Genomic DNA, 18674 nt, shown 5'->3' with positions numbered 1-18674 from the left:
GAGGCCGTTTGTGAGCCAAAAAAAGTTTGTGCCGGCATCGGTCAGGGACGAAAGGCTGATTGAAAAGCGCAGAAACCAAATGATCAATGCCGCCGTCGCGCTTTTTAAGGAAAAGGGGTTCCACCGGACGACAACGAGGGAAATTGCCAAAAAATCCGGCTTTAGCATCGGGACGCTTTACGAATATATCCGGGCAAAAGAGGATGTCCTCTATTTGGTGTGCGACCGGATTTATGATGAAGTGCGCGACAGGCTGCTGCGCATTGATGCCGGCCAGGGGACGCTTGAAAGTTTGAAACTCGCAATTGCCCATTATTTCCGGATTGTTGATGAACTGCAGGATGAAGTGCTTGTCATGTACCAGGAAGCAAAATCACTGACAAAAGAAGCACTGCCTTACGTATTAAAAAAGGAAATGGAAATGGTCGGCATATTTGAAAAAATGATTAAAAGATGTGCGGAAAACGGCGAACTTGATCTGGAAGAAAAAGAGATTGAGATGCTCGCCCATAATATTTTTGTCCAGGGTGAAATGTGGGCTTTCCGCCGCTGGGCATTTAAAAAGAAGTTTACAATTGAGGATTATATCCGTCTGCAAACCCATTTGCTGTTTTCCGGCCTTGAGACAAGGGGTATGATGGCATAAATTTTTGGCGCCATTTCCGTTTTTCCATCCCGGGGTTCATTCATGCGTTTTAAGTTCCAATCCTGATGAAGACAAGGGGGATATGATGGCTGAGACAGAGGTTTACCGCCCGAAACATGCGGTCCGTTTTGTCACAGCGTCCAGTTTGTTTGACGGCCACGATGCTTCCATCAACATTATGCGGAGGATTTTGCAGGCAAGCGGCGCGGAAGTCATCCATCTCGGCCACAACCGCTCGGCACGAGAAATTGTCCAGGCGGCGATTCAGGAAGATGTCCAGGGTATTGCCGTTTCTTCCTATCAGGGAGGGCATCTTGAGTTTTTCAAGTATATGTATGATTTGCTGCAGGAAAACGGCGCCTCCGGGATCCGCATTTACGGCGGGGGAGGGGGCGTCATCATCCCGCGTGAGATGAAAGAACTGCATGACTACGGGATCGCGCGTATTTTTTCACCGGAGGACGGCAGAAAGCTCGGCCTTCAGGGCATGATCAATATGATGCTCCGGGAGTGCGACCACCCGACGGTAACGGAAGCGGATTTTGCCAAAGAAGCCGGGCGCTTAAGCGAAGGGCGGATCAGTTCTGTTGCCAGACTGATTTCTTATGCCGAGAACCATTTGAACCATCAGGAGGCGCTTGCTGCCCTTGAATCTGCCATTCCGGCCGTGAAGAAAGCGCCGGTCGTGGGCATAACCGGTACCGGGGGAGCGGGAAAGAGTTCCTTGACAGATGAACTGATCCGCCGCTTTTTGCATGACCATCCGGAAAGTAAAATTGCCGTTCTTTCGGTCGACCCGACGAAGCAAAAAACGGGGGGGCGCATTGCTTGGCGACCGGATCCGGATGAATGCGATTTTTCATCCGAATGTATTTATGCGGAGCCTGGCTACAAGGGCATCCCGTTCCGAACTTTCTCTTGCCATTCATGATGCTATCCGGATTGAAAAGCTGCCGGCTTTGATTTGATTTTGATCGAAACAAGCGGAATCGGCCAGGGGGATGCCGAAATCACGAATATTTCCGATGTCGCAATGTATGTGATGACGAGCGAATTCGGGGCGCCTTCCCAGCTTGAAAAAATTGACATGATCGATTATGCGGACCTCATTGTCATAAACAAATTTGAGCGCAAAGGTTCAGAGGACGCGAAAAAGCAGGTGCAAATTGGCGGATAGATGGTTTCCAAGTTCTAAGTTGTGTTCTTGCTGCGAAAAACTTAAAAAAGACTTGAAGTTATCCGATAGAACTTTTGAATGCGGATGTGGAAATATTGTTGACCGAGATTATCAAGCGTCTATAAATCTTAAAAAATATGGTGAAAATGTTTTAGAATCTGTATTTTAACAATGCAAGTTAATGTAGACATGTACCGATTCGTTAGTTGGGAATTTACGACTTTGGAGTGTTACACCAAATGCAAGTAGCGATCTGTTTAATAGATAGACGTGAAAGCAGACACGATGAAGAAGTAAGGAAACATAAAAGTTGTAAGAAATTATAACTTTTTATAAGTTTTCTGTAACGGCCACTGCGTAGAGCTTATGGTTCTTAAAAAGCTGACAAATGTCTCGATAGAACAATGTCAATTACAAAATTGTGTATGTAAGCTGATTTTTATTTTAAGTGTTCTGTTCATTGAGAATGGATTAGACGTTATTACAACGTATGTCTGAAAAAATACAAAAAGAAAGAGAAGCGAAAGGCTATTGAATAATATGACGATAGCTTTTCGCTTCTTTATTTTCTCTAAGGAATGTTACTCATCCCTCCTTAGAAAAGCAGCAATTGATTGACGCTGCAAGGAACTATGTATTATATATCCTCCGATAATGAGAAAACTGACTTCAATTAAAATCGACAACAGAAAATACTTAAAGTAAAAAACAAGCGGATACTGGTGAGGCAACATGAACAATCCAATACAACAAATGGCCATACTCAACATCATAGAGACCAAAACATAAATAAATATTTCACTGAAAACGTATTGCATGATGTTATTTTTGCTCATTCCAAGAGATAAATAAATGCCCCAATGTCTTTTCTGTGTCTGATATTTGCTAAAGATCATGATTGTGACTGAAATCGCAGTGAGAATGAGAGAGACAAAAAACAAAAGATTGCCAAGAACCTTGAGATAATTATAAATTTTACTATCGTCTTTTATTAATTGAGAAATGTTCTGTACTAAGCTGCCAGGGAATGTTGCTGATAATAATTTTACTTGTTTATCAAGGTTTATTTTGTCTTTATGGGAAATATCTTTTTTCGTGTAAATCTCAAGGTCACTAAATCCATGGAACAAACCAGATTTTACTGCGGTTTTAGTGTCCATTACAATAATAAAGCCATCTTTCTTTATTCCAACAGAACGGCTGGCCCTATATTTAAATGGTTTATGGATAACATCTAAAATTGTTAAATTTTTTTGGCTGATTTTCATTCCAGATGGCATTTTATATAGTCTGACTAAAGTTAATGTATTTCCAGCCAAGGCTTTATCCTCGTTTTTTCTTTTATTGTTAATCGGATTAAATATTAACACTTTGCCACCCGGATTTTTATATTTCTTTGGGGTTTCAATATTATTCCAGTCGTCTTCATTCAGAAGAACGTAATTTACATCTGGAATAATAATTTTATTATGATAAGTTTTATAAGCTGAGTTTTCTTTAAATATCCAACTGTTAATGGAAGGAGTAATCATTCTCTGATCCATTAATGTCTCGACATCATCCATGAATGGCGTTTTATCTATATATAAAACGCCGGGCGTTTTTTCCAGTTTTTTCACGTCAGTCTCTGTAAAGGTTAATCCCTGATGGCTTAGTACTGTTAGATTTTGTTTTGATTTAGAGCTAAAAGCTTCTTGTGAGGTTAAATAATACTTGGATTTAAGTCCTTCCCAACCATATAAATTATCTTTTTGAATATAGTTTGTAAATGTGAATATTAAAGAAGAGAAGCTTAAAATGAATATAGTAAGACAAAATTGCTTAGGATTCGAGAACAATTCTTTCACTAATAATTTTATATGGATAGATTGAAAATATTTTAAAACCCTTTTATATCGTTCATTAAAATTTACACTATTTTGCTGGCTCAATAGTTCTTTTATATGCAATGAGCCGGTCTTCTTAACATTTTTAAGGAATAAAACTAAGATCATAAAAAATAATACAACATATAGCAGTGCACTAATTCCAATCATTTCAATAATCAACTTAAAGTTAGTTGAATTCTCTCTGTATGAGAAATGAATGATTAGTGACTGAATAAAAAACACAATAGGTATTGAAATGAGGGCACTTAATACAAAAATAATGACAGCTTGGTAAATATACATACGGTATAATGCTCGTTGACTTGCACCTACGGATCTCATAATTCCCATTTTTTTATGTTGATCCCGGGTAAAATGTAAAATGAGACTATTTATAGAAAATAATGAAAGAATCACAATTAATAACTGAAAAATATTCGATAAGAATTTGATTGTATCACATCGATTCAGTCCGTTATTAAATAATCGGCTATTAACGGTTCCTTGTTGGTCATAGTAATCTATAAGATTTAATGATTTTTCAAACGAATCTTTTGTACTTTCATTATATTTAAATAAAAAACTATTATTTTTTTTGTACTCGATAGCTAGCTGTTTAGATATAAATATATTGGGAAAATCATTGACTCCCTTCTCGAAACCCTCCGCTACCGACCACTGTGAAGAATAGTTTTTTACTATCCCAACCAGACGCATTTTTTTTATCTTGTTTCCAATTTTGATTGATTTATTTTCATTAATTTTCCAATTTTTTAATGAACCTTGTAAATACGCAGATTCTATAGCTACTTCATTTGGCTTGTCCGGAAATTTTCCATTTATTAATCTTAGATGCCCTAATCTGATTGACTTTTTATCCATCCAACCAACTGTTGCAAATATATCATTACTAACTTTAGTTTTTCCTATAATTTGATATACCCCTGCCGTTATTTCCTTGTTTTTATTCAGCAATGATGTTTTCGTTTCTGAAATATTTGTTAACACACCGGTATGTTCTCCGTAAGTATTCTGGGCCTTTTGTTTAATTGCTGATCTTACAGATGCAGAAGCAGTGAAAATAGAAGCTACTGATGATAGAACAATGGCAATTGAACCAGCGATCAGAAATAACCATTTTTTTCGCGATAAAAGAACTTTTATGCTTAAATTAAACATTTTCTTGTGCCACCTGCAATCTTCCGTTTTTTACGAGGAATAAATTATCCGGAAATTCAAATAAATTCTTTTCGTGTGTAACTACAACGAGTGTTATATTTTTTTCATTACATAATCTTGTAAAAAGATGGATTATTTTTTTAGTTGTTGCTGAGTCAAGATTACCGGTGGGCTCATCGGCAAATATAATTTCAGGCTCAGTAATAAGTGCCCTGGCAATAGCTACTCTTTGTTGTTCCCCTCCTGATAAAAAGTCAGGAAGTTTATGTAATTGATTTTCAATCCCTAAATGTCTGGCTAATTCTGCTATCTTATCCATTTTTTCTTGTCTATTTGTAAATATGAGGGGAAGTTCTATATTTTCTTTGACAGTCAATTCCGGAATTAGCTGAAAAGATTGGAATACAAATCCGTATTTTTCTCCTCTAATAGCAGCCTGGTCTGAATCCTTCAGATCATAAAAGGATTTTCCTTTGTAATATACCTTTCCAGATGTAGGTTTCTCCATTCCTCCCAAAATATTTAACAAAGTTGATTTTCCTGCTCCGCTTTTCCCCTCAATAACATAAATCTTCCCTTTTTCAATAGAAAGGGATGTTTCTTTCAATTCCATGTTATTGCTCTTTTGATTATATCTTTTACAAATTCGGTTAGCTTCAATTAAGGCACCCATAAATATTCTCCTTTAATAAAACTATAATATTATAGTTTTTTGAGTTATCGATCATTGTTGTTATTTTTAGGCAGTGACGTTTATCTAATAAATATGACACAATCAATTATTCATGGAAGAAATATAAAACTCCACTTCAAGTTTTCATCTTTCCAGTATGATTATAATTGTGCCATCTTTTAAAAAAAGACTTGATTTAAACAAATATTCCAATTATAATGCAAGTATAAAAATTGCGAAGGAGATGTATAGAATGAGGAAAAAGAGTTTGCTCATACCAATAATGTTAATCTTTGCATTATGTATTCCAACTATTGCAAGTGCCACGAGTTTCGGCTATTCTTTTAATATTATTGCAAGCGTTACCGGAACAAAAAAGCATAAATTGAATAATGATACAGCTAAAACTACAGTGACAGGAAATACGTATAATCAAGCTGGAAATGTAAGCTCAAGCAAATCTACATTTACAGTTGGTTTACAAAAATTGTTAACCACTTACACTGATCCTATTGCTGCAGATGGATTTTCACATACAAAAACAATTGGTAAAGTTAGCTCCGGTTCATATGTTGTGGTTGTCAACAAGCATTCTGCAACAGGGTATAGAGTAAAAGGCTCCGGGAAAATTATACAATAAAGGATTTAGTGAATTTATGATCAGTTTATTGGTTATTGCCTTAATCATCATACTAATACTTATTTTAATCTGCTTACTCCTGTATGGGAAATATGTTAAGAAAGAACGCTTAGTTTTGGAAACGGTTACTATAAGGTTTGTATTTATTATATATATCATTTTGCTGGGTGCGGTTGTATGGCTGATTCCAACTGCAAATTTTGGTTATTTGCCATATAATTTAATCCCATTTAAAACGATAGGGAATTATGTGATGAGTCTGATGAATGGTACTATTCCGGTTTCCGTTATCGTGAAAAACCTAGCTGGTAATGTATTGTTATTATTCCCGCTTGGTTTTTTACTCCCGCTTCAATTTAGCAAATTATCGATTAAAAAAATTATCATGTTAGGTGTGATGATTCCAATAGTAATAGAAGGTGGACAGTTTATTCTATACTTGCTCAAATTTGGTACTAGATCTATAGATATAGACGATGTAATTCTTAATTTCATAGGGTATATCTTAGGCTATTTTCTTGTAAACATCTTCAAAAGGCGGTTATATTCTAAAAGGCGACAGTAACTCTGGTGGAAAATCCGAGCTTTAAAAAAATCCACCTTATTATCAACGACAATGGAAAATCGGGATGCAAAGCTGAACGACCCAAATAGCATTTTCCGCTAGGAGTCGCCGCTGGACAAAAATGCAGCGTGTGCTTCCAAAAGCAAAAAACCGGCAGCTAAATGCCGGTTTTTTGCTTTCGCTCAATGGCAAGTACGAAAATAAATTTTCTTTCCACATAGAATTCTGTTGTTTCTTTCTGCCAGATGGATGTAAAATGGACAAGGATATAGGAGATGTGCTTGAATAGGCGGAAGGTGGGAGTAGGACTCGTCAATCGCTTATTTTTTCAAGGGATGTGGACTGTTTGTATTCTTTTATCAAAATTTTACTATCATGCAGCGGTATGATCGTTTTTTTGCTGGCCGGGTATTATTTATACAGTAAAGAACTCGGTGCCATCCCTTTTCTGCTCCTCTCGTTTTTTCTGTTTTATCTTGCATACCGGCTGATGAGGACGCCGGGCCGCTTAAAAACCCGGGATAAAAACAGCCGGAAAAGGCCACGGGGCTAGCATAAACGTTTGCTTTTTGTATATAATGGTAAATATGTTTTCTATTAAATCATGCAAAGTTTAGCATTTACCTGCCATATAGCAGTTTTGATCAATGAGAAAGGGTGTGCGACGCGTGAGCTTGCGACAGTTGCCGAAAGAAGAGCTGAAGGAAATGTCTTTTATCGAGTTGGCGGAACAAATATTGGAGGAAAAAAAACAAGTGACTTCCTTCCAGGACTTGCTTGCGGAAATCGGCGCCATTTTGGGGTTGCCGAAAGAAGAAACCGAAAGCAAAATGATCCAGTTCTATACGGACTTAAATATTGACGGGAGATTTATCAGCCTTGGGGACAACACCTGGGGCCTCCGCGCCTGGTACCCGGTTGACCAGATTGATGAAGAAGTGACCCACACCGTGAAAACGAAGCGGAAAAAAGCGAAAGTTGTCGAGGAAGAAGAGGACTTTATAGATGATGAAGACCTTGACCTTGAGGATATCGATGATGTCGCCGAAGATGAAGAAGAGGACTTCGCCGACGAAGACGAGGAAGACGAAGATTTGGTTGACGATGAGTTTTCCGATATCGATGAAGATGAAGAAGAAACTTTCGAAGACGAAGAACTGCTCACGGATGATTTCGACGTTACCGAAGACGAAGACGAGGAAGACGTTAACGACAAAGAAGATTAGTCTTGACTTCTTTCCGGGACAACGGTAGTATTATGTTTGGGCTCCTTTGAGAAGGACGGAATATCGCAAAATAAATCAAGCTCCCCCTTGCAACCCGTATTGCAAGAGGGGCTTTTTGTTTTTTACGGGGGCAGATCCGGAGAACGGCCCGGAACAGATCCGGCTCTTAAAAATGGATGAAGCCATGTATTGGGGCAACAATAATGTTACATTACAGGAGGGGACAACACGTGACAAAATATATCTTTGTAACTGGCGGGGTCGTTTCCTCGCTGGGAAAAGGGATTACTGCAGCATCGCTCGGGCGGTTGTTGAAAAACCGAGGGCTGAATATTACGATCCAGAAATTTGATCCGTATATTAATGTTGATCCGGGTACGATGAGCCCGTACCAGCACGGGGAAGTGTTTGTAACGGACGACGGCGCGGAAACCGACCTTGACCTCGGCCATTATGAGCGTTTTATTGATATTAACTTAACAAAATACAGCAGCGTTACGACCGGCAAAGTTTATTCCGAAGTCATCCGGAAAGAACGCCGCGGCGAATATCTCGGCGGCACCGTACAGGTCATCCCGCATATTACCAATGAAATCAAAGAACGCGTCTTTCGTGCCGGAAAAGTAACCAATGCAGATGTCGTCATCACGGAAATTGGCGGGACGGTCGGTGATATTGAATCACTTCCGTTCCTTGAAGCAATCCGGCAAATCAAAACGGATGTCGGCATTGACAATGTCATGTACATCCATTGCACATTAATACCTTATTTAAAGGCATCGGGCGAGATGAAGACGAAGCCGACCCAGCATAGCGTAAAAGAGTTGCGCGGCCTCGGGATCCAGCCGAATATCATTGTCGTCCGGACGGAAATGCCGATCTCGCAGGATATGAAGGACAAGATTGCATTGTTCTGCGATATCCAGCCGCGTGAAGTAGTCGAATGCATCGATGCCGATACGTTATATGCCATCCCGCTCATGCTGCAGGAACAAAAACTGGACCAGCTTGTTTGCGACCATTTAAAACTGCAGTGCCCGGAAGCAGATATGGCCGAATGGAGAGGGCTTGTTGACCGGGTGCGCAATTTGAAAAAGACGGTGAAAATTGCGCTTGTCGGCAAATATGTGGCACTCCAAGATGCCTATCTTTCCGTTGCAGAAGCACTCAAACATGCCGGCTACCAGTTTGATGCAGATATTGATATTGACATGATCAATGCCGAAGAGGTGGACGGGGAAAATGTGGCGGACCTGCTGAAAGATGCGGACGGCATTTTAGTGCCGGGCGGTTTCGGCGACCGCGGCATCGAAGGGAAAATTCTTGCCATCCAGTATGCCCGGGAACATAAGATTCCGTTTCTTGGCATCTGCCTTGGCATGCAGCTTGCATCGGTCGAATTTGCCCGCCATGTCCTCGGATTGAAAGATGCGCACTCCTCGGAGATCAACCCGGATACGCCTTATCCGGTGATTGACCTTTTGCCGGAACAAAAAGAAATTGAAGACCTCGGCGGTACGCTCCGCCTCGGGCTTTATCCTTGCCGGCTTGTGAAAGGTACGAAAGCGTATGAAGCTTATCAGGATGAAGTCATTTATGAGCGCCACCGCCACCGTTATGAATTTAACAATCAATTCCGTGAACAGATGGAAAATGCCGGGTTCACGTTCTCAGGGACAAGCCCGGACGGCCGGCTCATTGAAATTGTCGAGCTGAAGGACCATCCGTGGTTCGTTGCTTCCCAGTTCCACCCGGAATTTACCTCGCGCCCGACACGCCCGCAGCCTTTGTTTAAAGGATTTATTGAAGCGTCGATCAAGGGTAAACAATAAACCTGTACCCTTCGGAAAATGCCCCGTTTTTTCCGGAGGTACTGATAAAAAAGCGGCGGGAAGCCATTGTATTTGGTTTCCCGCCGCTTTTTTGCATCCCGTTTTCTTTGAATGCAAAAGCCCGGAAATTTTTCCAGGCTTTTTTATAAAAATCCATTGACGGAGAAGTGTATGAACGGTATGATACACATATCAGCTGTATCAATGTATTAATACGATCATTTTGGCGTTTGTGTATGAAGGGCTTCATACACATGGAGAGATGAAAAAGGATGGGGGCGATTCAGATCATCGCAGAGATTAAATGGAATAACCGCGATCCTGTCTACATTCAGGTTATCCGTTATTTTAAAACCCGGATTGCGTCAGGGAGCCTTGAGGCGGGACAGGAAATTCCATCGCGGCGCGAACTTGCAGCCATGTTAAAAATCAATCCGAATACCGCGCAAAGAGCGTATAAAGAAATGGAGGAGCAAGGTTTGATCCACACAGAACGCAATCTTCCGAGCCGGATTACAACAGACCGGGAAGTGCTTGCCGGGGTACGGGAAGAACTGATCCAGTCAGCATTGGCTGATTTTCTGGATTCGATCCGCCCGATGGATATTCCGCTGGAGGAGCTGTTGGAGCTGGTAAAAAGGCAATACAGGGGCAAAGGGGGGGCCGGGCATGATTGAAGTTATGGAAGTTACGAAAAAATACGGGCGGAAAAAAGTGCTTGATTCGCTTTCTTTTACAGCAGAAAAAGGGGAAATTACCTGTTTGATCGGGGTGAACGGGACCGGCAAAACGACCACTTTAAAAGCGATTGCAGGGCTTGTCCCGGTCAGCAAAGGAAAGATTCTGATCGACGGGGAACCGTACAACAAACATATTTACGAAAAGCTGGCATTCATTCCGGATGCGCCCATCATGCTGCCGCGGATGAAAATCAAAGATGTCATTCTTTTTATGCGGGATTTTTATCCGGATTGGAATGCATTGCGCGCAAAAGACTTGCTTTATTTTTTCAAACTGAATGAAAATGACCGGATCGGCGACCTTTCGAAAGGAAACATGGCAAAAGTGAATTTGCTGCTCGGGCTATCACTCGATGTCGATTACGTGCTGATGGACGAACCCTTTTCGGGCATTGACATTTTCAGCCGGGAGCAAATTGCAGATGTGTTCGCAAGCGGCCTGGTTGAAAACCGCGGTGTTTTGATTACCACACATGAAATCAATGATATTGAGCACTTGCTGGACAAAGCGGTGCTGCTCGGGGACGGGAAGGTTTTAAGGGAATTTTACACGGAAGACATCCGCAGCAGCGAAGGGAAATCCGTTGTCGATATTATGAGGGAGGTATACCGGCAATGAAAAGTTTTGTAAAACTTGTAAATTTTGAAATCAACCGTTTTGCGAAAATCTACTGGTCTTTGGTTGCAATCACCATCCTTTCACAATTTACGTCCGTTTTTTTGACGGTGCATCGTTACATCACGCAAGCAAATGAGACCATGTATCACCAGTCACTGCCAAAGCTCGCATACGTAAAGCAGTATGGTTCGATCGGATTTATCGACTGCTTTGGTTCAATTTGGTTTATGGGGCCGATTGCGCTTTGTGCGGCGGCCATGGTGTTTTATATCTTCCTGATTTGGTACAGGGACTGGTATGGCAAGCATACGTTTATTTACCGGCTTTTCATGCTTCCTGTTGAAAGATGGAATCTCTATTTGGCGAAAGCGGCAAGCATTTTGCTGATGGTGCTTGGCTTTATTGCCGTTCAGATTATTTTGCTGCCGGTTGAACACTTCTTTTTTAATGCTATTACACCGCGCATTTACAGGATGGATATGACGGTCATAGATGCTGTCTTAAGTTTCCCTTATTTTAACCTGCTGCTTCCCGGTGCAGCGATAGATTTTCTCTTCCATTACGGGTTAGGATTTACAGTGGTTCTTGTAATATTTACAGCAATCTTATTGGAAAGAAGTTTCCGCATGAAGGGGATCCTGCTCGGCCTGCTGTACGGCTTTCTCTCGTTCGTTTTATTTTGGACGCCGGATTTCCTCTTTGAAGTGTTGCTGCCCGGGGTTTTGCACCAGCAGGAATTATTATGGATTGAAGTGGCCACGACTGCCATCATTGCGGGGTATTCCATCCTCCTGGGGGGATACTTGATCAAATATAAAGCAACGGTGTAAGGGAGAGATACGATGAGACGTTATTTAAATTTATTGGTAATTCTGGTTGCGGTTGTGGCGGCGATCCCCCTTTTTTACACCACATTGGCCGCTGGCAAGGATCCGGGCCTTGTGCTGAAAAGGGTAAGCGGAAATGAAAATGAAATCCCGAATGTTAAAATTACTGCGATGGATAGCCAGGAAAACCGTTTGAATCGCATGTTTTCCATTACTTCATCCGGGAGCCACGATTTAAGAAGGGAGTCTTCTTTTTTGTCACTGGATGAAGATCCGGCTTGGTACAAGCAGTATGTCAAGCAGTATCCCCGATTTATGAGGGGAAAGACCAATCATGGCGGCTTTTATGAGGATAGACAAATGATTGCTTATGCGGACATCATTCCGCAGCCGCTTCACCGGTTCGATAAAGAACTGTATGTCGAGGTGCTGGATAAGAAAACAAGAAAAACAGAAACAATGAAGAGGAAGGTGCAAGGTTTTTCAAAACAATCTTTTCCATCGGTTTGGGATGTGCAAAAAACCGGAAACGAGCTGAAAGTAGCGGCAGGGATGGATACAGGTATCCGCGTGTATCGTGTCAGCCTGCCGGAAAAGAAAATAACCGGGGATAAAGTGATTGCACAAAGAGAACAGGCAGGGAGAATGACCCAATATACCCAGCTGGCAGAAACCGAGGATAACAAGCCCAGTCGTATATTGGCATATCAGAAAGAAAAAATAGACGACGGTACAGTAAAGGAAATGACTACCTTTATTTACAATTACCATACAAATGAAACGAAAAAACTCAGGTTGCCAAAAGACATTTCGTTGCGGGACAGCGATAACTGGAAGTTTGTTTACAACGGAAAGACGGTTTATACGGCAATCACAAAAAAGAACGGAGGCGCTCGCCTTTTAACCTTTGACGGGAACGGAAAGCTGAAAGCAGACAAGACATTTTCTATCAAGTACCAGAGTACGGGCAACCCTATCCCTGAAATCAAAAACGGCAGGTTGTACTTCCTTATCCCGAACGATTCCCGGGAAAAAGCGTGCCTCCTGTATGTGTTTGACATTTCAAGCGGCAAGCAGTTGTACAGCGGAAAAGTGGTTCAAAAAGGGAAAGGAGTGAAAGCCCGGTATGTGGAGGGAGTTGAGTTGACGATAAAATAAAGGGGCCCTCCCCCTTATTTTTTCACCGCTTTTCCGCGTCTTTCGGAATCCGTCTGTGATCATTGAATTTGCCACTTGCATAAGCAGGAAAAAAGCAACCGGGAGTAGAAATAGTTTTACATATCATAAAGGCAAGTGGGAGTTACCAAAAGTACATACAAATTTTGGTAAAAATGATCATGTGACGGAGGGAAAAAATGAGAGAGCCGAATATTTTAATTGTTGACGACCAGTTTGGCATCCGGGTTCTGCTTACGGAAGTGCTGCAGAAAGAAGGCTATGAAACCTTTCAGGCGGCAAACGGCCCCCAGGCGCTTTCCCTGGCCGCAAACCATGAAATCGATCTTGTCCTGCTGGATATGAAAATTCCCGGCATGGACGGCATTGAAATTTTAAAAAAGCTGAAAGAAGTGAAACCGGATATCCGGGCCATCATTATGACCGCTTACGGCGAACTGGATCTGATTGAGAAAGCGAAGGAGCTCGGGGCGCTGACCCATTTTGCAAAGCCGTTTGATATTGACGACATCCGCAAGGCAGTGAAAAAATATTTGGCGATGTAAGCGCATGAAGTGAAAAAAGTGCTAAACCGTAAAATTTTGATAATTTTATTTCTTTTTACCGACAAATAAAGTTCATTGGTAAATCCCGGTTTTGTTTGTTATGATTGTTAAGGAATGATCAATAGGCTAGTATGATGTTATCAAGATTGTATATCATAAAAATGATAACCTCGGGCAATCTTTTTAACACAAATGATAAGGAGGAAAATTCATGCCTTTAGTTTCCATGACTGAAATGCTGAATAAAGCAAAAGAAGGGAAATATGCGGTAGGGCAATTCAACGTCAATAACCTTGAATACGCCCAGGCCATCCTGATGGCTGCAGAAGAAGAAAAATCCCCGGTCATCCTCGGTGTTTCCGAAGGAGCAGGCCGTTACATGAGCGGTTTTAAAACCGTTGTAAAAATGGTTGAAGGATTAATGGAAGACTTGAATGTCACGGTTCCGGTCGCGATCCATCTTGACCATGGTTCAAGCTTTGAAAATGCAAAGAAAGCTATCGATGCAGGCTTTACTTCTGTAATGATCGATGCTTCCCACCATCCGTTTGACGAAAACGTGGAAATTACTTCTAAAGTGGTGGAATATGCCCATGCCCGCGGCGTATCTGTGGAAGCAGAACTCGGCACTGTCGGCGGCCAGGAAGACGATGTTGTCGGAAAAGGCATCATTTATGCGGACCCGGAAGAATGCAAAAAACTGGTTGACGCAACCAAAATCGATGCTTTGGCGCCGGCTCTTGGTTCAGTTCACGGCCCTTACCACGGCGAACCAAACCTTGGCTTCAAAGAAATGGAAGAAATCAGCAAAATTACCGGCATTCCGCTTGTGCTCCACGGCGGGACAGGCATTCCTGAAGCTGACATCAAAAAAGCCATTTCTTTAGGTACTGCAAAAATTAACGTGAATACGGAAAACCAAATTGCTTCCGCAAAAACGGTTCGTGAAGTATTGGCCGCTGATCCGGATGTATACGATCCGCGCAAATACCTTGGGCCTGCACGCGAAACGATTAAACAAACCGTTATCGGCAAAATCCGCGAGTTCGGTTCTAACCAAAAAGCATGATTGTTTTAGATTAACCGTGAACACGCAATGCCTTAAGGATGGGTGTTCACGATAAAAAAGTCTGGCGCTGCCCCGTGCGTGCCGGGCTTTTTTGGTTGCTTTAAAATACGGGCGGCTTTAAGCGTTTTACCTTTGTGCTTTTTTCGGGAAACCGGTTCAAACGCCCGGAACAAGAGGGTTTGCGGCCGTTTTTTGGGTAGGCGCCTGTGAAAAAAATGGTTGTTTTTCTGAACTTTCTTTTCGTTCCGTGGTATAGTGGAAATGGATACATAGGAACCATAAAAGGAGATGGAAGCAGAATGAAATTTTTTATTGATACTGCCAATTTCGAGGAAATTAAAACTGCAAATGAATGGGGGATTTTGTCCGGTGTAACGACAAATCCGTCTCTTGTGGCCAAGGAAAATGTTTCATTCCATGACCGGTTAAAAGAAATTACGGCGCTCGTGCCCGGTTCTGTCAGTGCCGAAGTCGTGTCCGAAGATGCGGAAGGCATGGTAAAAGAAGGAAAGGAACTCGCGGCTATTGCCCCGAATATTACGGTCAAAGTGCCGATGACGCCGGAAGGAATGAAAGCTGTCCATCAATTGGCACAGGAAGGCATCCGCACAAATGTCACCCTGGTTTTCAGCAGCAACCAGGCGCTTTTGGCAGCAAGAGCAGGTGCAACTTATGTTTCGCCGTTCCTTGGCAGGCTGGATGATATCGGGCATGACGGCATTCATCTTATTTCAGAGATTGCCGAAATTTTTTCCATTCATCAAATTGATACGGAAATCATCGCAGCTTCGATCCGCCACCCGCAGCATATTACACAAGCGGCGCTCGCAGGGGCGCATATCGCAACCGTCCCGTTTAAAGTGCTCACACAGCTGTTCAAACATCCGTTAACGGATAAAGGGATTGAACAATTTACACGCGACTGGAACAGCCGTACAGAAAAATAACGGAAATATTTAAAATTGCTCTTTATTTCTTGCTTTCTCCGGGGCAGTTTGATTTTCCGCCTGTTCGGCAATCCTGTTGCTGGGATTCATATTGTTTTACGGAGCTTTCGGACCAGTTTGCGAACGGCCATTTACAACCGGAATGTACATCCATACCCGCTAAAGAAGGGAGCTTAATATGGAAAAGCTAAAAATTGCCGGGGGATATCCTTTGAAAGGCACCATTAAAGTGAGCGGCGCAAAAAATAGCGCTGTCGCTTTAATACCTGCGACCATCCTCGCGGAATCTCCTGTAACAATAGAAGGCTTGCCTGAAATTTCCGATGTCCGGACATTGACCGGCTTGCTGGAAGAGATCGGGGCAACGGTTACGTCAGAGGACGGGGAAATTACGGTGGATCCCCGCCATATGATCTCGATGCCGCTGCCCAATGGCAGGGTGAAGAAACTGCGTGCCTCATATTACTTGATGGGCGCGATGCTCGGAAGGTTCAAAAAAGCTGTCATCGGGCTGCCGGGCGGGTGCCATCTCGGACCGCGGCCGATCGACCAGCATATTAAAGGCTTTGAAGCATTGGGCGCAAAAGTGACAAATGAGCAGGGTGCCATCTATTTAAGGGCGGATGAATTGAAAGGTGCCCGTATTTATCTGGACGTTGTCAGTGTCGGAGCAACGATCAATATTATGCTGGCTGCCGTCAAAGCAAAGGGAAAGACAGTCATTGAAAACGCTGCAAAAGAACCGGAAATCATTGACGTAGCCACACTTTTGACGAATATGGGCGCAAAAATTAAAGGCGCGGGAACAGATGTCATCCGGATTGAAGGCGTGGACCATTTGAGCGGCTGCCGGCATACGATTATCCCGGACAGAATTGAAGCTGGTACGTTTATGATCCTGGCGGCGGCGGCGGGTGAAGGGGTACTGGTTGACAATGTCATTCCTCATCATCTCGAGTCGCTGACCGCAAAGCTCAGGGAAATGGGCATACCGGTGGAAACCGGGGATGAACAGATTTTTATCGGAAAAGCAGACAAGCTGAAACCGGTTGATATTAAAACACTCGTTTATCCGGGGTTTCCGACAGATCTGCAACAACCGTTCACCACGCTTTTGACAAGGGCAGAAGGCACGTCTATCGTAACCGATACAATCTATTCCGCCCGCTTTAAACATATTGACGAGTTGCGGAGAATGAGCGCCAATATTAAAGTGGAAGGACGGTCTGCGATTGTCAACGGCCCGGCCCGGCTTCAGGGGGCAAAGGTAAAAGCGAGTGATTTGCGTGCGGGTGCCGCCCTTGTCATTGCCGGCCTGATGGCAGAAGGGGTGACAGAAGTGACAGGGGTCGAACATATCGACCGCGGATACAGCTGCCTCGTGGAAAAATTAACCGGTCTTGGTGCCGCTGTTTGGCGGGAAGGCATGTCCGAAAAGGAGATGGAACACCTGAACCATTCCTAGCGGGCAATTGCCGGCTCCCCCATAAATAGAAAAAAACGGATAAATTATGACACAATAATTTTTTAAATGTGTTATACTAATTAAAAATCTATTTATGGGGGTAGTAAAATTGGAAAGAAGCTTGTCAATGGAATTGGTCCGTGTCACGGAAGCAGCAGCACTTGCATCCGCAAGATGGATGGGGCGCGGATTGAAAGATGAAGCGGATGATGCGGCAACGTCCGCGATGCGTGATGTGTTCGACACCATTCCGATGAAAGGCACTGTCGTCATTGGCGAAGGGGAAATGGATGAAGCGCCGATGCTGTATATCGGGGAAAAACTCGGGAACGGATACGGCCCGCGCGTTGACATTGCAGTTGACCCGCTGGAAGGAACGAATATCCTGGCATCCGGCGGCTGGAATGCGCTCAGTGTGCTGGCGATAGCAGATCACGGACATTTGCTCCATGCGCCGGATATGTACATGGATAAAATTGCTGTCGGCCCTGAAGCAGTCGGCATGATTGATATTAATGCACCGATTATCGATAATTTAAAGGCTGTGGCAAAGGCGAAAAATAAAGATATCGAGGATGTGGTGGCAACAGTTCTGAACCGTCCGCGCCATGAAGAAATTATTGCGCAGCTCCGTGCTGCAGGTGCCCGGATCAAACTGATCAATGACGGGGATGTGGCAGCTGCCATTAACACGGCATTCGACCATACCGGTGTAGATATTTTGTTCGGATCGGGCGGCGCGCCGGAAGGGGTTATTTCAGCAGTTGCGCTGAAATGCCTCGGCGGCGAGATCCAGGGACGCCTTCTGCCGCAAAACGACGCGGAGCAAGAACGCTGCCTGAGCATGGGGGTTGACATCAATAAAGTGCTGATGATGGACGACCTTGTGAGCGGGGATGACGCCATTTTTGCTGCGACCGGCGTAACCGACGGGGAACTTTTGCGCGGTGTCCAATTTAAGGGCCAGTACGGATCCACCCATTCTGTCGTCATGCGTGCAAAGTCGGGGACGGTCCGCTTTATTGAAGGGCAGCACAGTCTGAAGAAAAAGCCGAACCTTGTGATCAAAGCGTAAATCTCCGGGGGAACATGCAGCTATAGCGGCGGGGGAAGGGCGGAAGTGCCGCCTTCCCTCCCATTTTCAACAAAGTTTTTTACCTCTTATGCTATTTTTAGTTGATTTCTCTTCTGTTTCAGGGTTAAAATGATTATGGTTTTATTTATAAATATTCAATTGTTTGTCTTCTTTTTCTTCCGTACATGGTGCGGCTCCATAGATGCACGTGCTGCAACATTGCCTCTTTGCAGACAGCTCATGTTTTCTATCTATGCGCAAAGCAAAACTGTGGATGTTCATATCTTGCCTTCACATTCCTTTATTTTTAGCCTGTTCTGTTCCATTGGTATACCGGTATAGTTTTAAGCGCCGGGAACAAATGGAAAATTTTGATGTAACGGAAGAAACAGCCTGCTCTACCCG

General features: G+C 43.1%; 17 protein-coding genes and 1 pseudogene. 16 read left to right on the top strand and 2 right to left on the bottom strand.

Annotated features, from left to right (window positions below; translation table 11 throughout):
• The first annotated feature begins 10 nt into the window (after positions 1-10).
• The 3 genes and pseudogenes from NSU00_RS15030 to NSU00_RS15020 all read left to right on the top strand — a co-directional run bounded on the left by NSU00_RS15030 (position 11) and on the right by NSU00_RS15020 (position 1992).
• Positions 11-646 carry a TetR/AcrR family transcriptional regulator gene (locus NSU00_RS15030; RefSeq protein ID WP_019721034.1) on the top strand — a complete coding sequence of 212 codons (636 nt, stop codon included), beginning with the start codon at positions 11-13 and terminating at the stop codon, positions 644-646.
• Positions 647-731: 85 nt separating this feature from the next.
• A pseudogene (locus NSU00_RS15025) lies at positions 732-1811 on the top strand (cobalamin-dependent protein); the annotation flags it as partial.
• 1 nt (position 1812) lies between these two features.
• Positions 1813-1992, top strand: a complete 180-nt coding sequence (locus NSU00_RS15020; RefSeq protein WP_259299137.1) for a zinc ribbon domain-containing protein — start codon at positions 1813-1815, stop codon at positions 1990-1992.
• A 412-nt stretch (positions 1993-2404) separates the two neighbouring features.
• On the opposite strand, the gene NSU00_RS15015 is transcribed toward NSU00_RS15020, so the two are convergent.
• Both NSU00_RS15015 and NSU00_RS15010 read right to left on the bottom strand, forming a co-directional pair.
• Positions 2405-4870, bottom strand: coding sequence for an ABC transporter permease (locus tag NSU00_RS15015; protein WP_327077165.1), 2466 nt, complete (start codon positions 4868-4870; stop codon positions 2405-2407).
• Complete coding sequence (locus NSU00_RS15010) at positions 4863-5543, bottom strand: ABC transporter ATP-binding protein (protein ID WP_061575694.1); 681 nt, start codon at positions 5541-5543, stop codon at positions 4863-4865. Before NSU00_RS15010 ends, NSU00_RS15015 begins: the two co-directional genes overlap by 8 nt.
• Before the next feature lie 253 nt (positions 5544-5796).
• Between NSU00_RS15010 and NSU00_RS15005 the strand changes: the two genes are divergently transcribed.
• The 13 genes from NSU00_RS15005 (at position 5797) to glpX (ending at position 18269) form a co-directional block, all read left to right on the top strand.
• Entirely contained in the window at positions 5797-6183 is a 387-nt protein-coding gene (locus NSU00_RS15005; protein ID WP_061575676.1) for a hypothetical protein, read from the top strand.
• Between the two features lie 16 nt (positions 6184-6199).
• On the top strand, positions 6200-6748 hold the full coding sequence (locus tag NSU00_RS15000; protein ID WP_340703869.1) for a VanZ family protein: 549 nt from the start codon (positions 6200-6202) through the stop codon (positions 6746-6748).
• Between the two features lie 668 nt (positions 6749-7416).
• Positions 7417-7974 (top strand): DNA-directed RNA polymerase subunit delta, encoded by a 558-nt coding sequence (gene rpoE / locus NSU00_RS14995; protein WP_017554528.1) that lies wholly within the window; start codon positions 7417-7419, stop codon positions 7972-7974.
• A 230-nt stretch (positions 7975-8204) separates the two neighbouring features.
• On the top strand, positions 8205-9806 hold the full coding sequence (locus NSU00_RS14990) for a CTP synthase (protein ID WP_133537293.1): 1602 nt from the start codon (positions 8205-8207) through the stop codon (positions 9804-9806).
• 272 nt (positions 9807-10078) lie between these two features.
• On the top strand, positions 10079-10483 hold the full coding sequence (locus tag NSU00_RS14985; RefSeq protein WP_019721030.1) for a GntR family transcriptional regulator: 405 nt from the start codon (positions 10079-10081) through the stop codon (positions 10481-10483).
• A complete protein-coding gene (locus NSU00_RS14980; RefSeq protein WP_340703868.1) occupies positions 10476-11165 on the top strand; it encodes an ABC transporter ATP-binding protein in 690 nt (229 codons plus the stop codon). The genes NSU00_RS14985 and NSU00_RS14980 overlap by 8 nt, the downstream gene beginning before the upstream one ends.
• Positions 11162-11995, top strand: coding sequence for a hypothetical protein (locus tag NSU00_RS14975; RefSeq protein WP_340703867.1), 834 nt, complete (start codon positions 11162-11164; stop codon positions 11993-11995). The genes NSU00_RS14980 and NSU00_RS14975 overlap by 4 nt, the downstream gene beginning before the upstream one ends.
• Before the next feature lie 12 nt (positions 11996-12007).
• Complete coding sequence (locus NSU00_RS14970) at positions 12008-13150, top strand: hypothetical protein (RefSeq protein WP_340703866.1); 1143 nt, start codon at positions 12008-12010, stop codon at positions 13148-13150.
• A gap of 197 nt (positions 13151-13347) precedes the next feature.
• Complete coding sequence (locus NSU00_RS14965) at positions 13348-13713, top strand: response regulator (protein WP_340703865.1); 366 nt, start codon at positions 13348-13350, stop codon at positions 13711-13713.
• 211 nt (positions 13714-13924) lie between these two features.
• Complete coding sequence (locus tag NSU00_RS14960) at positions 13925-14782, top strand: class II fructose-bisphosphate aldolase (protein ID WP_013860751.1); 858 nt, start codon at positions 13925-13927, stop codon at positions 14780-14782.
• 299 nt (positions 14783-15081) lie between these two features.
• On the top strand, positions 15082-15729 hold the full coding sequence (gene fsa, locus NSU00_RS14955) for a fructose-6-phosphate aldolase (protein WP_013860750.1): 648 nt from the start codon (positions 15082-15084) through the stop codon (positions 15727-15729).
• Between the two features lie 178 nt (positions 15730-15907).
• The gene (locus NSU00_RS14950; RefSeq protein WP_017554520.1) at positions 15908-17194 is read left to right on the top strand and encodes a UDP-N-acetylglucosamine 1-carboxyvinyltransferase; all 1287 of its coding nucleotides are present in this window, start codon (positions 15908-15910) and stop codon (positions 17192-17194) included.
• Positions 17195-17303: 109 nt separating this feature from the next.
• On the top strand, positions 17304-18269 hold the full coding sequence (gene glpX / locus NSU00_RS14945; RefSeq protein ID WP_014096744.1) for a class II fructose-bisphosphatase: 966 nt from the start codon (positions 17304-17306) through the stop codon (positions 18267-18269).
• Positions 18270-18674 lie beyond the last annotated feature (405 nt).

It is taken from the genome of Weizmannia sp. FSL W8-0401, from assembly GCF_038009125.1.
Taxonomy (GTDB): domain Bacteria; phylum Bacillota; class Bacilli; order Bacillales; family Bacillaceae_C; genus Weizmannia; species Weizmannia coagulans.
The sequence above is the reverse complement of the archived record's forward strand: the minus strand, read 5'-3'. Positions and strand labels throughout refer to the sequence as shown.